The 18,926-nt window shown below is 36.8% G+C and carries 16 protein-coding genes and 1 pseudogene; 14 read left to right on the top strand and 3 right to left on the bottom strand.

Annotated elements, in window-relative coordinates; all coding sequences use genetic code 11:
* Window positions 1–66: 66 nt before the first annotated feature.
* The 10 genes and pseudogenes from AB1444_03890 to AB1444_03845 all read left to right on the top strand — a co-directional run bounded on the left by AB1444_03890 (window position 67) and on the right by AB1444_03845 (window position 11,501).
* On the top strand, window positions 67–1,320 hold the full coding sequence (locus AB1444_03890; protein ID MEW6525792.1) for a TolC family protein: 1,254 nt from the start codon (window positions 67–69) through the stop codon (window positions 1,318–1,320).
* Complete coding sequence (locus tag AB1444_03885; GenBank protein MEW6525791.1) at window positions 1,317–4,442, top strand: CusA/CzcA family heavy metal efflux RND transporter; 3,126 nt, start codon at window positions 1,317–1,319, stop codon at window positions 4,440–4,442. The genes AB1444_03890 and AB1444_03885 overlap by 4 nt, the downstream gene beginning before the upstream one ends.
* Window positions 4,443–5,095: 653 nt before the next feature.
* Window positions 5,096–5,458 (top strand): hypothetical protein, encoded by a 363-nt coding sequence (locus AB1444_03880; GenBank protein MEW6525790.1) that lies wholly within the window; start codon window positions 5,096–5,098, stop codon window positions 5,456–5,458.
* Between the two features lie 317 nt (window positions 5,459–5,775).
* Window positions 5,776–6,276 carry an OmpA family protein gene (locus AB1444_03875; GenBank protein MEW6525789.1) on the top strand — a complete coding sequence of 167 codons (501 nt, stop codon included), beginning with the start codon at window positions 5,776–5,778 and terminating at the stop codon, window positions 6,274–6,276.
* 92 nt (window positions 6,277–6,368) lie between these two features.
* Window positions 6,369–7,301: a ribosome small subunit-dependent GTPase A gene (gene rsgA, locus AB1444_03870; protein MEW6525788.1), complete on the top strand. Its 933-nt coding sequence runs from the start codon at window positions 6,369–6,371 to the stop codon at window positions 7,299–7,301.
* Window positions 7,298–8,050 (top strand): ATP-binding cassette domain-containing protein, encoded by a 753-nt coding sequence (locus AB1444_03865; protein ID MEW6525787.1) that lies wholly within the window; start codon window positions 7,298–7,300, stop codon window positions 8,048–8,050. Before rsgA ends, AB1444_03865 begins: the two co-directional genes overlap by 4 nt.
* A 147-nt stretch (window positions 8,051–8,197) precedes the next feature.
* A complete protein-coding gene (locus AB1444_03860; GenBank protein MEW6525786.1) occupies window positions 8,198–9,235 on the top strand; it encodes a branched-chain amino acid aminotransferase in 1,038 nt (345 codons plus the stop codon).
* Between the two features lie 26 nt (window positions 9,236–9,261).
* Complete coding sequence (locus AB1444_03855; GenBank protein ID MEW6525785.1) at window positions 9,262–9,687, top strand: nucleotidyltransferase substrate binding protein; 426 nt, start codon at window positions 9,262–9,264, stop codon at window positions 9,685–9,687.
* A 15-nt stretch (window positions 9,688–9,702) separates the two neighbouring features.
* Window positions 9,703–9,813: pseudogene (locus tag AB1444_03850) on the top strand (nucleotidyltransferase domain-containing protein).
* Between the two features lie 83 nt (window positions 9,814–9,896).
* Window positions 9,897–11,501, top strand: coding sequence for a response regulator (locus AB1444_03845; GenBank protein ID MEW6525784.1), 1,605 nt, complete (start codon window positions 9,897–9,899; stop codon window positions 11,499–11,501).
* A 5-nt stretch (window positions 11,502–11,506) separates the two neighbouring features.
* Here the strand turns inward: AB1444_03845 and AB1444_03840 are convergent, their stop codons facing one another.
* Both AB1444_03840 and glpK read right to left on the bottom strand, forming a co-directional pair.
* Entirely contained in the window at window positions 11,507–11,704 is a 198-nt protein-coding gene (locus AB1444_03840) for a hypothetical protein (GenBank protein MEW6525783.1), read from the bottom strand.
* Window positions 11,705–11,760: 56 nt separating this feature from the next.
* On the bottom strand, window positions 11,761–13,245 hold the full coding sequence (gene glpK / locus AB1444_03835; protein MEW6525782.1) for a glycerol kinase GlpK: 1,485 nt from the start codon (window positions 13,243–13,245) through the stop codon (window positions 11,761–11,763).
* Between the two features lie 469 nt (window positions 13,246–13,714).
* Between glpK and AB1444_03830 the strand changes: the two genes are divergently transcribed.
* Both AB1444_03830 and AB1444_03825 read left to right on the top strand, forming a co-directional pair.
* Window positions 13,715–14,758, top strand: coding sequence for an N-acetylneuraminate synthase family protein (locus AB1444_03830; protein ID MEW6525781.1), 1,044 nt, complete (start codon window positions 13,715–13,717; stop codon window positions 14,756–14,758).
* Window positions 14,759–15,003: 245 nt separating this feature from the next.
* On the top strand, window positions 15,004–15,534 hold the full coding sequence (locus AB1444_03825; GenBank protein MEW6525780.1) for a hypothetical protein: 531 nt from the start codon (window positions 15,004–15,006) through the stop codon (window positions 15,532–15,534).
* Between the two features lie 119 nt (window positions 15,535–15,653).
* On the opposite strand, the gene AB1444_03820 is transcribed toward AB1444_03825, so the two are convergent.
* Complete coding sequence (locus AB1444_03820; GenBank protein ID MEW6525779.1) at window positions 15,654–16,436, bottom strand: IclR family transcriptional regulator; 783 nt, start codon at window positions 16,434–16,436, stop codon at window positions 15,654–15,656.
* A gap of 123 nt (window positions 16,437–16,559) precedes the next feature.
* Here AB1444_03820 and AB1444_03815 point away from each other — a divergent pair, with 123 nt between their 5' ends.
* Together AB1444_03815 and AB1444_03810 are read left to right on the top strand one after the other, a co-directional pair.
* On the top strand, window positions 16,560–17,666 hold the full coding sequence (locus AB1444_03815) for a 2-hydroxyacyl-CoA dehydratase family protein (GenBank protein MEW6525778.1): 1,107 nt from the start codon (window positions 16,560–16,562) through the stop codon (window positions 17,664–17,666).
* Between the two features lie 18 nt (window positions 17,667–17,684).
* A complete protein-coding gene (locus tag AB1444_03810) occupies window positions 17,685–18,914 on the top strand; it encodes a 2-hydroxyacyl-CoA dehydratase (protein MEW6525777.1) in 1,230 nt (409 codons plus the stop codon).
* Window positions 18,915–18,926: the final 12 nt, after the last annotated feature.

The raw sequence follows: 18,926 nt of genomic DNA, 5'->3' as shown, positions 1-18,926 counted from the left end.
TTTCCTATACTAAATCATTTATCTATTATTGTAGTTTTTTTAGTGAATAAGTGAGGAAATCCTTTTATGAAAAAAATACTCATTGTAATTATTGTAGTCATTACAAATAATTTTATATTTATTACTTCATCACATACACAAGCACATTTTTCAATTCAACAACTTATTGATAATGCATTACGAACTTTTGAATTGCTGAAAGCCCAGCAGGTTAAAATTGATGAACTTGAGGCTTTAAAGAAGTATAACACACAATGGAAAAACCCTGAAATTGCTGCTTATTATGGCAATAAATCTATTGATTCTCAGAAGGGTCAAGTTTCAGGTATCACTGTTACACAACCTCTTTATTTTCCTGGCAAGCTTTCGCTAATAGATGAAATATATCGTTATAAAAAAAATTATGAAGTACTATCATATGAAGAGATGAAATACTTTATAGCAACAAATGTTATTAATCTAAGCTATGACTACGCAATAAGCAAACTTAAGTCTTCTCATATTAATTCTAGAATAAAACGTTTGAATTTGTTAAATACATATATGACTGCAAGACCATTAGTTTCCCCCCAAAAAAAGGTTGAGATAGCAATTGTAAAAAATAATATACGGATGCTTCAATCAGAAATTCACCGTATAAAAGCTGATCAGGCGGTTACCTTTGCACGATTGGTATTATATACACAATTAAATTTACCTGAATTGAATGTTACTATCAAATGGATTGAAAATCCTCCAGTTTTTGATGTAAACGATGTGGTTGCAAGGGCAAAAAATGAAAGTATTATGGTAAAAAAGCAAAAAGAAATACTGATGGCTTCATTAAAAGAAATTTCATTGGCAAAAAAGAATATTTATCCTGATTTCAATGTGCTTTTTAGTTATGATTATGAAAAAGTTATAGAAAAGGAGAAGTCTATATCTGGTGGTATTAGTATTCCTATTCCACTATATAATCAAAATCAGAATGTTGTTGATGCCTTACAGTCAAAAACACAACAGGAAGAATTATACTTACAGTATATAGAAAAGATGATTGAAAGTGACATCCGTACCACAGTAGCGCAATATGATTATTATCGCAATTTGCTGCAATTATTCCCTCCTTCAATAGAAGAAGAACTGGAAAAATCAATGTATTATGCTGATGACCAGTTTCAGAAAGGGACTATAACATTGCAATCGTATTTAGAGCTTGATGTACAGGTTCACGAAACATTAGAGAACATCTATACAACGCAAAAAGAACTTGTGCATGCTATGGCAACCATTGCAACTCTTATGAATGATTATAATCTATTAATGGAGATCGCCAAATGATATCGGCCTGGATAGAAAAAGCACTAACGGGAAGGTTGTGGATTATACTCTTTACTATAGGGATGATAATTGCTGGCTTGTATTCAATTAAAAAATTACCCATTGATGCTGTTCCTGATATTACCAATGTTTCGGTCATGGTAAATACAAAAACAGGTGCTTTAGCTCCAGAAGAGGTTGAAAGAACAGTAACATTCCCCATTGAATCAGAACTGGCAGGTCTTCCTGATGTACAGGATATACGTTCCCTTTCAAAATATGGTTTATCACAGGTTATAGTAGTTTTTTCGGATGATACAGATATATATTTTGCACGGCAGTTGGTTAATGAACGAATACAGTCCATTCGAGATAAGCTGCCAGAAGGTTTATCGCCAGAGTTAGGACCCGTTTCAACTGGTCTGGGCGAAATATTCATGTATGCAGTGTTAGCTAAGCCAGGTAGCAATCTTTCTAAATTACCACAAAAAGAACAATTAACCTATCTTAGGACACTTCAGGATTTTGTCATAAAGCCAGCATTAAAAAGTGTCCCCGGTGTAGCAGAAGTGGAATCAAATGGTGGTTATAAAAAAGAAATTCATATCAATGTAGATCCTGTTAAAATGCAAAATTATGGCATTACGTGTCATCATCTTGTATCTGCCCTTGAAAATATTGGCGAAAATTATGGCGGAGGTTATATTCAAGTTGAGGGCAAGCAGATTATTGTTAGAACGTATGGAAAAATAGATTCACTACAACAGATTAAAAATGTACCAGTAAAATTAAATGTATATGGAGCACCTGTGCGATTGTGGCAGGTAGCAGATGTTATTGTAGGCCATCAACAGCGTTTAGGGGCGGCTACACTCAACGGTAATGAAACAGTTTTAGGCACTGTATTAATGCGTATTAATGCAAATAGTAGGGAAGTATCATTAGCTGTTGAAAAATTTATACAGGAAATACCATTACCAGCTGATGTTGAAATTAAAGTTTTATACACGCGAAGTTTTCTTGTAAATGCAACAATTAAAACCGTTGCTCGTAATTTAACTGAGGGAGGTTTGCTGGTAATAGCAATTCTGTTTTTTATTTTAGGTAATATAAAAGCTGCATTCTTAGTTGCCCTTGCAATACCATTATCAATGCTTTTTGCTACTGGTGGTATGGTGGTATCAGGTATTGCAGCAAGTCTGATGAGTTTGGGGGCCATTGACTTTGGACTTATTGTTGATGGCTCGGTGGTGATGATTGAAAATATAGTTCGCCATTTTAATGAAGTAAAAACTACTTCTTTAACAAAAAAAGAAAAAATTACAATAATTAGTGATGCTGCCAAAGAGGTAAGTCAGCCTGTTTTCCTTGGAGTTTTAATTATCATGATAGTATATGTACCTGTTCTTAGCCTTACAGGAATAGAAGGCAAGATGTTCAGGCCAATGGCAGAAACAGTATTATATGCACTTGGTGGAAGTATTATTATTGCTTTGTTTCTTATGCCTGTTCTTGCATATTATGGTATAAACCCAACAAGGAAAGAAAAAGAGACATTGGTTTTCAGACTTTTAGAAAAGGTATATAATCCTTTTTTGGTGTTTTCTTTAAAACATCCTGTAAAGGTTATTCTTCCACCTTTATTAATTGCTCTTATTGCTATTATTATGTTTTTAAATTTGGGTTCTGATTTTATACCCAGGCTTGATGAAGGTGATATGGTAATTGGCCTTGTTCGTGATCAGACGATTGGGCTTGATGCTTCCCTTGATATTCAGAAAAAGAGTGATAAGGTAATAAGCCAATTTAAGGAAGTTAAAACTGTATTTTCCCGAATGGGTACGCCAGAATCCGCTACTGATCCAATGGGAGTTAATTTTGCAGATACATTTGTTATTTTAGAAAAAGATAAATCAAAATGGGGATTATACAATGGTAAACGCCTATCTAAGTTAGAGCTTTTTGAGGCAATAGCCCAAAAGATTAATGAACATGAACCTGGTCAAGAGATTTCACTCACGCAACCCATCGAAATGCGCTTTAACGAAATATTGGAAGGCAACAGGGCTGATATAACCTTGCGGATCATTGGCCCAAATCTCAACACTTTATATGAACTATCGAACAAATCCATTCCAATTCTTGAAAGCATTCAAGGAGCTTCCACAGTTGATCTTGATCCATTAACTGCATTGAAAAAAAGCGAAATTATTGATGTTGTTCTGAATTATGATGCTATATCAAAATATGGTGTCAATATCAATGATGTTAACAATGCTTTTTCAATTGCAATGAGTGGTAAACAGGTAGGTTATCTTTATGATGAAGATAAGCGTTTCCCAATTATGATAAGAATAAGCGACGTTTACCGCAACAACATTGCAAATATAGCAAAAATACCAGTTGGTCTGGCTGATGGAGGTGCTATACCAATTGGTACTGTAGCTTCTGTTCAAAGACACCAGCAGATAACAACAATAGCGCGAACGCGAGCGCAACGATATGCAGCAGTTTCAATAAATATTAAGAATAGAGATACGCAAAGTTTTGTAAACGAAGCAAAGGAAAAAATAAAAGCATTGAATATCCCTGAAGGCTATCAGTTGCAATGGGGAGGACAATTTAAAAATTTAGAGTCAGCTCGTTTACGATTACTTATAATAATTCCTATAGTACTTGCTGTTATATTTTTTATATTGATAAGGACATTTAAAAGTTTAACACAAACATTACTTGTATTTAATAGCATCCCATTTGCACTTACTGGCGGAATTATATTTATATATATGCGTTCTATCCCGCTCAGTGTTTCTGCAGGAATTGGATTCATTGCTCTTATAGGTATTGCAATTCTCAATGGTATGGTTCTGGTTAATTTTTTTAACCAATTACGAAGTCAGGGTATGAAGTTAGAAAAAGCAGTATATGAAGGCACATTAATTCGCTTAAAACCTGTATTAATGACAGCCCTTGTAGCAAGTTTTGGTTTTATTCCCATGGCCTTTAATACAGGCATAGGAGCAGAAGTTCAGCGACCTCTGGCAACAGTGGTAATAGGGGGATTGATTTCTTCAACGATTCTGACATTGCTGTTGCTGCCAACGTTGTATTTGTGGGTTGAGAAGCTGTTTGGTAAGGAATAGTAAGCTTTGTTGTGTTGCAAAAATGACACGGTGTGGCATAAATAGTAATCTTCATGGCAACTCCTGAAAAATATATATATAGAAAACCCTCGAAAATCCAGCACTTTCACATGTTTGCCAAAAAAGAAAAGTTGGCATAAATATTGCTAAATAATATTATTAGAAAAGCTAAGGAGCATAACCATGATGAATATACCAATAATACAGGTTTTCGTGCTTTTCTGGGTATGTGTGCTTCTTTGGGTCATAATTGAATATATTGTGTATAGAAGTCAGAAAAGAGGTCATTAATGTAGCATATCCGGCAGGATACAATCCGTTTATTCATAACAATCAATCCCAGTTTTTTTATTTTGCTGCAGCTTTTATAGCTGCAGTTTTTTTGTTGTGGCGATAGTTATTAATAATGATTGCAAATGGTATGTAGTAAATTCACAGTGATACTATCTTGAATTTTTCACATAGTGAACCCATGAAAATATCCAATGTGATAGCAATGATTACCAAACGCCATTGCTGCAAGTACATCGATGCAATTTTAAAAAATGTAATTCTGAGCTACAAGAGGAGTCTTTATTACAAACATAGATTCTTTGAACAATATACTGCGTTGCTATGTCATTACAATCATATTCTATTTGCAGGAGGGGTTTATGAAAAAGTTGTTATCAATACTGATAGTATTATTTACAACAATAGCATATCCACAAGCTTATCTTTATGAACTATCGGACACCATTGAAAATTATAAAAATAAGCAAGTCACAATGATATTAAAGCTAAAACGGTATGATACAGTATTTCAGGTTATAACGTTTTATGATAAAAAAAACCATGATATTACCTTTGACTGCCTTGATTTGCAAAAAGCCCCCTGGTTTATGCAGCAAAAATTAAATCTGCATCCTGGAATGGAATATACTGTCACATTCACTGTGAAAGGTGTGGGTAATCTAAAGGAAGTAATTGCACAACTGAATTATTTTGAACCGGTAATTCTACAAAAGCTTCCATAAAAAAGCATCGTGTAAAAAAACGAAAGGCAAGATAGCTGGGCGGCTATCCTGCCTTCCCCTAAATGGGTAAACGTATGCGCAGTGCCTTGAGCACAAAAAGTAATGATCGGGAGGGATTTACTTATGTGCTCATGTCAGTTATTATTGTCGGAAGAAAAGCTTATTTCCTTTAGAAAAAAATTATACAATAAACATAAAAAAAACTTCTTGACAAATAATACTAAAAACGAATACTCTATAACGTAACAATATATACAATATATAATAAGTTTGCTTCTCAATACTTAACAAAAATATTATAAGAAAGGAGTATTTGTATGAAAAAAATGTCTTTAGTTTTTGCGGTAATAATGATAATGATGATGGTTGCTTGCAGCAGCACTCCGGAAGTTCAGCAGCCAGCAGGTGATCCAAATATTGCTTTGGTAAATGCTCAAAATCAGCAGCTTGAAAAAATACCAGTAACCGGCTTTGCCTATAAAAGTGCAGTTGTACCAAAACAGGATTGGGATAAATGGGCTACAATGGCTGCTCCTGTTGTAAAAGAAGTATTGAACAAATTGCCCGAAGGCTATGTATTACAGGTAACCGGTCACACCGATGGTTCAGGACCTGAAGAACCGGTTGGCAACAAACCTGGCAATATTAAAATTTCCACTGAAAGAGCAAAAGCGGTTTATAATGCTCTGAAGGCTAAAGGAATAGATTCCCCCAAAATGACTTATAAGGGCGTTGGTTCATCTGAACTTCTGCCAGGGGTGGATCCCAGGGATGCTGCAAACCGACGCGTTACTTTTAAAGTTGTTCCAAAGAAGTAGCATAAACAATAATTTAATGTTGATATTGATGCACACGTGTAGAGCCAGTTTTACAACTGGCTCTACGTTATTGTAATAAAGGTTTACCTGATATGCGTGGTGTAGTTTCTAAAGTAATGGGGCTTTATTATACCGTATATCATGATGCCTCATATACAAACTGTGTGTTGAGAGGTAAATTACGTCAGAAATTTGAATCTGATAATGAAAAGTTTTCTAATCCGGTTGCTGTTGGCGATGAGGTTGAAATAACGATAGCCGATGATGGTACAGGTGTTATTGAAGATATAATTCCCCGGAAAAATTATTTTTCACGCAAAGAAAAAGGTAAACACAGAAAAATAGATATCATTGCCGCAAATTGCGATTGTGTTGTTGTCATGCAGTCATTTGCACTGCCAAAGCTGAATTTGCGATTTGCTGATAGAATAGCAGTCAGGTGTGGACAGCAACATATTCCACTTATTCTGTGTGTTAATAAATATGATTTAGCTTTGAAAAAAGATATTGAATATGTACACGATTATTACAAAAATACTAATATCAGTATCATAATGACCAGTGCTAAAACGGGTCACAATATTGACGAGTTTAAAGAACTCTTATACAATAAAACTTCAGTCGTTGTTGGCTATTCAGGAGTTGGCAAAACGAGCATATTGAATACCATGTATCCACATCTGGATCTTAGGGTGGGGGAGGTTTCTGCAAGCACTGGTAAAGGTAAACACACTACAACCAATGTTTCCATGATAATCGTGGAAGAGCACACGCGAATTATTGACACTCCTGGCCTTCGTGAATTTGGGATTATGGATATTGAGCCTCATCTGGTGAGTACATATTTTTATGAATTTGAAAAATATGCTGCCAGATGTGCATTTAAGCCCTGCACCCATGACCATGAACCAGATTGCGAAGTGAAGCGGTTGGTGGAAAAAGGTGTAATATACCAGGAACGGTATATTTCATATATTAATATTCTCTATTCATTAAAAGATTATTATGCAACGATGTATTCATGATAACTGTAAATCATGTTGGGTTAACATTTAATCATCATTCAGTGTTGCAAGATGTGAGCCTTTCTGTACCACAGGGCTTAATCTATGTCATTCTTGGAAAAAATGGAAGTGGCAAGACAGTTCTGTTAAAAACAATTGCAGGGCTATTTCCTCATTTTACAGGAACTATCGCGTTAGCTGGAATTCCGTTACAACAATACCTTACGCTCTCTATAGAAGAAAAAATGAAACGCAATATAACCATGGCGTATGTGTTCCAGAAAGGCGGGCTTTTTGATTCCATGAATGTGTTTGATAATGTGGCTTTTGGGTTACGGCGTCGTAAAGTAGATGAGGCGATAGTTACTGAAAAAGTAATGGAGGCTTTAGAATGGGTTGGCCTGTCAGGATCAGAACAAAAATTACCTTCCCAGTTAAGTGGTGGCATGCAAAAAAGAGTTGGGCTTGCTCGTGCATTATGCCTTTCACCATCAATCATTCTGTATGATGATCCCACTGCAGGGCTTGACCCGGTGCTTGCTGATTCAATTTCTGATCTTATTTTGGCAACTCAGGAAAAATACAAGATGACATCTTTACTGGTAACGCAGGATTTAGCTGTAGCCCGTAAAACTGCTAACCAGGTTGGTTTGTTACTGAATGGTATGATTGTTGTAGATATGGAATCACATGAATTTTTTTCAAAAAATAATCCGTATGCAAAGCAGTTCATTGATGGCGATAGTGAAGGGCCAATCGATAGTATGTAAAAAAACGTAACACACCCTTAAATAATATATTAATTAAAATATATTTGACACTGTACTATTATGTTGGTAAAATGATATAAATATGCTTTATAAATTAAACCATATCAAAGGCTATGGTTTTTTATTTTTTATGAGGGTTTATGAGCTATGCAAACACAACGAGAAAAATCTAAGTTAGACTGGCAAAATCTACCGTTTGGATACATAAAGACAGATTATAATATTAGATATTTTTATAAAGATGGGAAGTGGTCTGGAGGAGAGCTTTCAACCGAAGAAACCATCCCTATTCATATTGCTGCACCAGGCCTCCATTATGGACAGCAAGCTTTTGAGGGACTTAAAGTCTTTGAAACTGTGGATGGGCGTATTGTAGCATTCAGACCCGATGAGAATGCAAAGCGTATGCAGCGCAGTTGTGAAAGGATTTTCATTCCTGAAGTGCCTGTGGATATGTTCATTGAAGCTGTGGATAAAGTGGTTGCAGCAAATGCAAAATTTGTACCACCATTTGGTACGGGTGCAAGCCTGTATGTACGGCCTGTTATCTATGGTGCTGGTGCAAGAGTTGGGTTGGGACCAGCGGATGAATATGTATTTATTGTGTTTGTAACCCCTGTGGGACCTTACTACAAAGGCGGATTTAAGCCAGTTAAGGCTCTAGTTGTAGAACAATATGATAGAGCAGCTCCCAATGGTGTGGGGGACTGCAAGGTTGGGGGTAATTATGCTGCTGGATTACGTGGTGGGGAATATGCTAAAAAGAAAGGTTTCCCTATACCGCTGTATCTGGATCCAAAAGAAAAGAAATATGTTGATGAATTTGGGACGTCTAATTTTATAGCAATCAAGGGTAATACCTATCTTACCCCTGAATCAAATTCTATTTTGCCCAGCATAACTAACAAAAGCCTTATGGATATAGCTACGCTTTTGGGAATGAATGTTGACAAACGCCCAATAGCAATAGATGAAGTTGAGCATTTTGATGAGGTGGGAGCTGTTGGTACTGCAGCGGTTATTACACCAGTATGCAGCATCCACTATCGTGACAAAGTATTTACATTCTGCGATGAGGAAAAAGCAGGACCAACTATTACTAAATTATATGAGTATCTTACAAAATTGCAGACAGGTGAAATAAAAGATTCTTTTGGCTGGTTACATGAGATTAAAATAGCATAACGAAAATACCTCTGAACATTACTTTTATGGCACATAAGGATATACGATGGATACAGCGTTTTATCCATTATATGAATGCCTTCAGGCAATTAATGAATGCAGTTAATATATATCATGAGCGTGAGTTGTCTGATCTAGAAAAGCAGGGTTTGATACAGGCATTTGAGTATACACATGAGTTGGCATGGAATGTTTTTAAAGATTTCCTTGAAGAACAGGGACTATCAAATTTATATGGTTCTAAAGACACTACCCGACAGGCTTTTAAAACAGGACTTATTGATAATGGCGAAATCTGGATGGATATGATTACAAGTCGTAATCTGACTCCCCATACCTACGATGATGCATTAGCACAAGAAATCATAAAAAAAATTGTCAATGTGTATAGCAAAGAATTTGAAAAAATGGCTAAACATTTTACTGCACTAAAAGATATGAAAGAAATATGAAATTTGGTTTGTCAGAATGATTTATTGTTACCATATACATTCGATATTTCATTATTTAAATATATACATGACCCTGATGTAATAGACCACATACATCGTGTTGGACTGGTTTTTTATCAAAAGTAGAATAATCCTTCCTACATTTGTTGAATTAATATTCATTCGTGCTATAGTCTGTAGTAGAAATAAACTACTACGGAATTATATATATGCTAAGCAAACAGCAATATGCCCTATTGCTTGATATTTTTAAAACGGCTCAGAACGCAACAAATAGCGATGCATTTTTATCCAATGTTGTGGATTTACTGCATCATGAAATGAAATCGGTAGCTGTTTCAGTCTATACTCTGGTTGGGGATGAACGGCTGGTACTGCACCATGAAGCAGGTAAAAACTTTGATGAACTGGTAGTGAAAATTTATAATTTTTCGTTGATTGTACGCAAGGCAATTAAAAAGAAAAGTGTTTTGTTTTTACCCACGGCCAAACCTTTTCAACATGATGAAACCGATATCTCTGTAGTAATTATTCCTCTATTGCATGCAGATATAGTCGTTGGCATGGTATGTCTGGTTTTTCCATTAGAGGAACTTCAATATTTACAGAACAATGCACCATTTTTCACGCTCATTGGTAAAATTATAGGCACAATTCGGTATTATCAAACAGGTCTTAAAGTTAGCAAATCTGATATTGCTGAAGAAGAATTTGAAAAAACTATCGCCAGTTTACGGGTGCTTGCTCAGGGGGTGGCGCATGAATTTAACAACATTTTAGCGGTTATAAAAGGGTATGCTGAGCTTTTACTTATGAATGAAGCTGTGGATGAATCAGTCAAGGAAGCAGTATCCATTATTGACAAGCAAACAACCCGAGGTTCATCTCTCATCGACAGGCTGAGTGTATTTGTAACGGGTAAAGATATCTCATTTGAATATTGTTCTCTTAATGATTTGATTAAAGAGATAGTTGATGTGCAAAGGTTTACGTTAGAAAAAGAATCCATTGAGTGTAAATTAAAATTAGGTAAGGTCCCCGAGATATTTGTAGACTCACGCCAGATAAAAGAGGTGCTTTTAAACTTACTTTCACATGCTCGTTCGGCAATAAAACCCAATAAAAAGGGGACTATCACCATTGAAACATCTTTTAACCGCGATGCAGTCATGCTTAAACTGGTTAATGATGGTGTTCCCGGAAACTGGGGAAATGGTGAGGAACAGAAAGCAAAAGGCAGTAATGGTGTGGATAGTGTAGGAAATGGCATTAATTTAGCAATTGCGTATGGCATAATGCAAAGCCATGGTGGTGATATGACACTATGCCATGACCCTGCCAGGTGTAATGAAGTAACACTCTATTTTAAGCGTTTTAATCCTGCGTTTGATGCTTTAGAAAAAAAAGAAGAAAAAGAGATGCTCTATTTAGGGGAAGTGAGAATTTTAATAGTGGATGATGAAGAACCAATACGCCAGTTTTTGTCTTCTGCTTTTGAACGGATGGGCTATCAGGTGTTAACTACAGATAATGGGCAGGAAGCCATTGATATATGCACATTTGAAGATATTGATATTGTGTTTTTAGATTATTTGATGCCCGGACATAAAGGTGATGCTGTTTTTAAGTCAATACATGAAGTAAGCCCCAAAACTGATGTAGTGTTTATCACAGGGGTAGATTCAATACCTGATATAGATAAGCTATTAATGATGGGACTGGAAGGTGTTCTTAGAAAACCCTTCAAAATAGAAACAATCATCAAATTAACCAATGAAATAATGGCACGAAGATACAATACACTACAGGATTAAAAGACTTACTCAGATTTTATCACCCGTTCAGCCTGAAGAGCTAAATATTTTACCAGTGTTGGTTCATCAATAAATCCTAAATTCATAAGTATTATGCCAATAAGCCCGCCTTCCTTTTTCTGGATGGACAACGCTTGATTCAATTGGTCCTGGGTTATCACTCCATCTTCAACTAACAATTCACCTAATAATGGCTTGGCCATAATGCCTCCTTGCTATCGAATTAATTAAAATATATACGTCCATCGTATGTTTGTCTCTATAACAATCGTTTTACTGCATCTTTCCATAGAGCTATTTCACGTTTTCGTGCAGTTTCATTCATAGATGGATTGAAACGTCTTGCTATCTTGTTGAATTTTGCAACCTCATCAATGGTATTATATACTTTTCCCGTTATACCGGCTAAATATGCTGCACCTAACGCTGTTGATTCGGTAACCTCAGGCAGTAGAACTGGTATACCCAATATATCAGCCTGATATTGCATTAAATAGGTATCGCGTGTTGCTCCGCCATCAACCCTGAGTTCGTGAATGTTTTTGCCCGAGTCTTGTTGCATTGCTTCTAAAACCTCGTATGATTGCAATGCAATTGATTTTACTGCAGCACGCACAATCTGCTGGGGGGTAGTATCTCGTGTAAGCCCAAAAATAGCGCCCCGTGCATCCATCTTCCAGTATGGTGCACCCAGTCCAACAAATGCCGGCACTACCACCACTTCATCCTCTTTTTTAACTGAAAGCGATACTTTTTCAGCATCAGAACTTTTTTCAATAAATTTCATATAGTCACGAAGCCACTGGACTACAGCCCCACCAATAAATACCGAACCCTCAAACGCATACACCGGCTGACCCTTATTATCGCATGTCAGTGTGGTGAGCAGACCATGCTTTGAAAGCATCCATTCGTTGCCCATGTTAAGCAGCATAAAACAACCGGTACCGTACGTATTTTTTGATGTTCCTTCAAAAACGCAGTTCTGACCAACCATTGCTGCCTGCTGGTCGCCGGCAATACCACCTATGGTTATGCCATCAGGTAGACCCGGTACGCCACTTGTTTCGCCAAAATATGATGCTGATTCTCTCACTTCTGGCAGTATAGTACGCGGTATATCCAGTATTTCTAAAATATCTAAATCCCATATTTTTTCTTTTATATTGAACATGAGCGTACGGGAAGCGTTGGTGTAATCAGTTTTATGCGATTTGCCGCCAGTTAATTTCCACAAAATCCAGGTGTCAATAGTTCCAAATAATAGCTTGCCGCTTTTGGCTAAGTCGCGAGCACCGGGCACATTATCAAGCATCCATTTAACTTTTGTGCCCGAAAAATATGCATCAATCACAAGGCCAGTCTTTTCACGGAATAATTGTTCGTGGCCAGCTTCTTTCAGTTGATTGCATATGTCAGTGGTTCTTCGGCATTGCCATACAATGGCGTGATAAATTGGCTTACCAGTTTCTTCGTTCCAGAGCACTGATGTTTCTCGCTGATTGGTAATTCCAATTGCTATCGCATCCTTTGGATCCAGATTACCTTTTTGTATAGCTTCAGGTAACAGTTTTACAACTGATTCCCAGATTTCATTAGCATCATGTTCAACCCAGCCAGGTTTTGGGAAATGCTGTGTAAATTCGGCGTAACTACTTGAAATTGGCAATCCATGTTCGTCAAAACAAAATACCCGGTTACCGGTAGTACCTAAATCAATAGCAATGAGGAACTTTTTACCCATACTGTTAACCCCTTCATTATTTTTGTATGCGATAGTTACTGTACAGTAAAACTACATAGTAAGGAAACTTCTAAAAACTGTTTTTTAGGGATATTCCCTTGTGGGCACACTATATAGGATAAAACTGCTTTCTTTATAATTGCATTGGTAATGATGAAAGCGGTTTTTAGAGGTGCCCATAATTTTATAACAATATAGTAAAGTAAGTATAAAGCTACACAGTGTAGTATGTAGATAATTAATACCGTTGAGCGCTTATCCTACTGTTTTAATTAATAATTTGTCAATTAAATTTTAAGGGAGAAAATGAGCTATATATAAAAATATCTTGCAAAGGTATAGCTTTTTTGAAACACTGCTTAACGTTTATTACATTTTTTAAAAATGTGAAAAAAAGCACTATTACAGGATAAGGAATTCTTTTAGTAGTTAAGAATAGTATTTTTATTGTAAGGGAATATTTATTTATATGGATTTATTTGAAACAAAGTATCTGAACAAACTGCAAAATAACCTACCAGTCTTTATTGCAGAAATTGGGCTTAACCATAATGGTAAATTGGATGAAGCCATTGCCTTAATTGAAAAAGCAGCACAAGCAGGTACAGATTTAGTTAAGTTTCAAGTTTTTAATGCAGAAAAATTTTATTCAGTGTATACAAAATCGCTCCTTAACAATGAAAAGCCCCAGTATGATGATAGCACCATACAGTTTTTTAAAACGTTTGAACTTTCATATAACGATTACAAAACGCTGCAACAGGTTGCGTATGAACATGGAGTTGTATTTTTTGCATCTTGTTTTGATGATGATTCCTTTGCAATGATGGAAAACCTTAATGTGCCATTGTACAAAATAGCTTCGTCAGAGATTGCCAATGTGCCATTATTGCAGAGCATTGCATCCACTCATAAGCCTGTGATTGTTTCCACAGGCATTTCATTGCAGCATGAAATAGCGCATGCAGTAAAACTTTTGCAAAATGAACAGTGTAATGTAGTGCTCCTGCACTGTGTATCACTGTATCCAGTACCTCCTAGTGCACTTAATCTGTTTAGAATAAAAAGTTTACAACAATTATATGGCCTGCCTGTTGGATTTTCAGATCATGCTAAAGACAACAGAGCTTCTATGATGGCTGTTGCATTGGGTGCACGGGTATTTGAAAAACATTTTAAATTATCGCATAATCATGATTGTGCAGATAAGGATGTATCGCTGACACCTCAAGAGTTTGCAGCATATATTGAAGATGTTAATACAGCACTGGCAATGTTAGGTGATGGCTCAATTGATTATAAAGAGGATGAGGCAGCCGTTGCGCGATCGGCACGGCGAAGCATTTTTGCAGCACGGGATATACCAGCAGGGACAATCCTTAACTACAGTGATATCATTATCAAGCGACCAGGCGTGGGCCTATCGCCGCTACATTGTGATGCCGTTATAGGGAAAAAAGTAAAACATACAATACAAAAAGATATGCCCATATTGGGAGAGGATGTTGAATGAGTGATTATTACAAGCACGTTTTTACAATGATGGTAACAATTTATATACCAAGTAAGCGTACTTTTTTTAAACTATAGAAATAGCAAATGAATGTGGATTGAAAAATTTGAGTGAAAACTGTCAAAATTGTATAGGTGAATCATCATAAAACTATAAAATTGTTGAATAAAACGAGTTATAAAAGAAACATTGTGTTGTTATTGTTTTCTATATACTATAAAACTGAAAGGTGAGGGAATCACAGAATGAAAAAGATAGCCATTGTATTTCTTTTTTTTATTTTAGTCCATCCAGTATATGCATCAACCATTGATTATATATTCAATGATAACCAGCGTTTAATGTTAAATCTTGCTACCGACATGATTGGCGCTTCATTAGGATATGATGATATCAGTGAATTAGTATACATAACGTTCTGGAGCAAAGAGCCTTCTGATGCAAAAAAAATTGATACATTCACTATGTATATAACTCAGCAATATAAAACCAACTCCAATGATGTTATTTTTATATATGAACGGTTGTTGCAGTCAGTTTATATGATTGAATACATGGCTGAAAAGGCTAAGACAAATAAGAAATGGAAGTTTTATTACTACTATTGGGATACCTTATTGCCGGGAACTAAGCTTTTTTGTGATACTTTAAAACAGGCCATGATCAAAGCAGATCCTTCTATTGCGGAAAAAATAAATAATAAAGATGAAAGAATAAAAAGCTATGCAACTGACATTGTTAGATACAGGGATGCATTGTATGGAGGAGGTTTTTAAAAAAAAAGCCCCTGAGGGGCAAAAGCTTTGTTATAGGTTGCATTAGCACTCTTCTATAATGAGTGCTAACAATAATATACATAAAATTCATTATGTCGTCAAGTATTTTTGTCATATTTTTAAAGTGTTTTGCTGTCAGGGTTATACCCTAACTGCACAGATAATTGAAGAGAAGTATCCTTTACAGCATGAATAATGTCCTGTTTGTGTTTAAGTATAAAATCAGCATTGCCGGTAATGGCAAAAGCTGCTATAATTCCACTATAGTTAAAGATAGGCCCGCCAATCCCGGCCAAACCCATCACTGATTCCTGATTGTCAAAACTAATACCAGCCTGCCGTACCTTTTTTAATTCTTTCAAAAAGTCTTCTTTTGAGGTAATTGAATTTGGAGTCAGCATTTGAAAGGTGTAATCTTTTAGAATTTCTTCTAGTCGTTGCTTTTCCATATAGGCACAGAGCAACTTGCCAATACAGGTAGTATGTGTGGGAATTACTGAACCAGCTTGAGGATAAGACATAAATCTGTTTTCAGGCTCAACGCGGAGTACTATGATAACTTTATCCCCTACAAGCATGCCAATATTAACCGGTTGCCTGAATTGAAAGCATAGACGTTCAGCCCATACCCGTGCAATGCTTACCAGGTCAAGGTTAGTGGCATATTTCATGCCTAACTGGAATACATACGGGCCAAGCCTGTATTTACCTGTTTCATGATCTTTTTCTAGATAGCCTAAATGACAGAGCGTTTGAACTATTCCCTGTACGGTAGTTTTAGGCAATGCAATCTTTTTTGCAAAATCGCTTATGCCCAGTGGTTTTTTGTCATTGATAAACAGCGATAAAATGGCATGTGCCCGTTCAATTGATTGAATGCGTTTAATCTTTTTTGTTTTCATAATTGTCATACTATATAACAAAAAGTTATTGACAGTTTACATATTCAAATTTATATTGAATATAATATCGTACAATGTACGATATTGTCGTACATTGTCAACTACTTTTTGTAGGAGTGGAGAATGGATATACTGAAAAAATTTGAGATTAGTGATCCGTATGAGTATGTTGCTCATTTAAAAAAGGCAACAGGAAAAAGGGTGCTTGCCTACATGTGTTCATACACACCGGAAGAAATCATCTACGCCGCAGGTATTCATCCATTCAGGATATTTGGGCAGGTAGAAGCTATCTCTAAGGCGGATGCACATCTGCAGGCATACAGCTGCTCACTGGTACGTGGTGCGCTGGAGGATGCACTGCAGGGCAGGCTGTCATTTGTGGATGGTGCCGTGTTTCCGCACACCTGTGATTCAATTCAGCGGCTTTCCGATATATGGCGCCTGAATGCTGGCATGAAGCATCATTTTGATGTAGTATGGGCGGTTAAGCTTCATACTGATAGTGCACGCAAATATATGTATGATGTGCTGGTGCGCTTTGCTAAGGAACTGAAACAAAGCTTTGGGATAACGCTATCGGACGATACGTTGCAAAAAGCTATTGCTACCTACAATGAAATCCGCTCACTTTTAAAAACTATCTGGCAGCTTAAAAGTGATAACAAAAGTGCTTTGACTGGTAGCCAGATGAATGCAGTCATCAAGGCTGCCATGATACTGGATCGTGACCAGGTTGTGTCCAATTTAAAGGAATTGATCCCATCCATTCAACTACCGCCACAAACTGAAAAACGAAAACGCATAATGCTTATTGGCGGTATTTGCAATCATCCCGATATTTATGATTATATTGAAACTTCAGGCGGTGTGGTAGTATGGGATGATTTGTGTACCGGCTCACGGTATTTTGAGGGGGCGATAGCAACTGATAAGGAGCCATTGCGGGCAATAGCCGACAGGTACTATGAAAGAAATATCTGCCCGGCAAAATACCGTGATTATTATACCCGTGCTGAAACGATTAAAACAATGATTAAGACACATAATGTACAGGGTGCAATATTCCTGTACCTCAAGTTTTGCGACCCTCATTCGTTTGACTATCCTTACCTGAAAGAGGCTCTGGATGAGGTTGGTGTTCCTTCTATATTGCTGGAATTAGAACAGCAACTTCCATCGGAAGGGCAGATGAAAACACGACTTGAAGCATTCATTGATATGATTTAACTTTTGCGAGGTGAACCTATGGCAGAACCACAGGAAAAAAAGGACAACAGAATAAAATCCGTTAAACGGATGAAAGAAATAATGACCAATTATTATATAGAGGCAAAAACTGCGGCACAGAACAATAAAAAGGTGGCGTGGATCACCAGTGGTGGACCGGTGGAGCCTCTTTTAGTTATGGACGTTATTCCGGTGTATCCGGAAAATCATGGCGCAATGGTTGGTGCCTCAAAGATGGGTGTAGGGCTTTGCGAAAAGGCAGAGGAAATGGGTTACTGTCGTGATCTGTGCTCATATGCGCGCTCGGACATTGCTGCTGCGCCTATCAATGGTGGGCCTATTGGGGGATTGCCAAAGCCTGATTTTCTGGTATGCTGCAACAACATTTGTGGCACTGTGCTCAAATGGTATGAGGTGCAGGCGCGGTATTTTAATGTACCATTGTTTATCTTTGATACACCATTTTGTCACAGTGAAATGACACAGGAAGCAAAGGATTATGTGGGTGCACAGATACTTGAATATATTGCATTTTTAGAGGAGCAGTGTGGCAAAAAATTTGATTATGATAAAGCTATTGAAGTGGGCAAGCTTTCCATTGCAGGTCAAAGATTGTGGCAGGCAGTACTTGATACTGCCATGCATAAGCCCGCACCAATGAGTGCTTTTGATGCATTTTTTCATTTGGCGCTTATTGTTACGTTGCGTGGTACCCAGATTGTGGTGGATTATTATACTGAATTACTCAACGAAATGAAGGAGCGTATTGCAAATGGTATCAGTGCAATTCCCAATGAACAGTATCGCCTGTTGTGGGATAACCTTCCTGTGTGGTATAAAACTAAATGGCTTTCTGATACATTTGCTGCACATAATGCATGCCTTGTGGCTGATACCTATACCACAGCATGGTGCAGGCAATTAGACTATTTAGATGAAAATGACTTTTTGAAGAGTATGGTGGAAGGCTATACAGCTATCTATCTGAATATTTCGGTGGATCAGATGGCTAAAGCTGTAATTGGTATGATAGACAAATACGATGTTGATGGCCTTGTGATGCATTCAAACCGAAGTTGCAAACCGTATTCATTGGGGCAGTATGATATACAACGGATTGTGCAGAAGGAGCGAGGGATCCCATCACTTATTATTGAAGCAGATATGGTGGATGAGCGTAATTTCAGCGAAGCGCAGGTGTTAACCCGCATTGAAGCTTTTATGGAAATTATTAAAAGTAAAAAATAATATGTTTTTGGA

Source organism: Spirochaetota bacterium, from assembly GCA_040756435.1.
GTDB lineage: Bacteria > Spirochaetota > UBA4802 > UBA4802 > UB4802 > UBA4802.
Note: the sequence above shows the minus strand (reverse complement) of the source record. Positions and strands in the feature narration are given on the sequence as shown.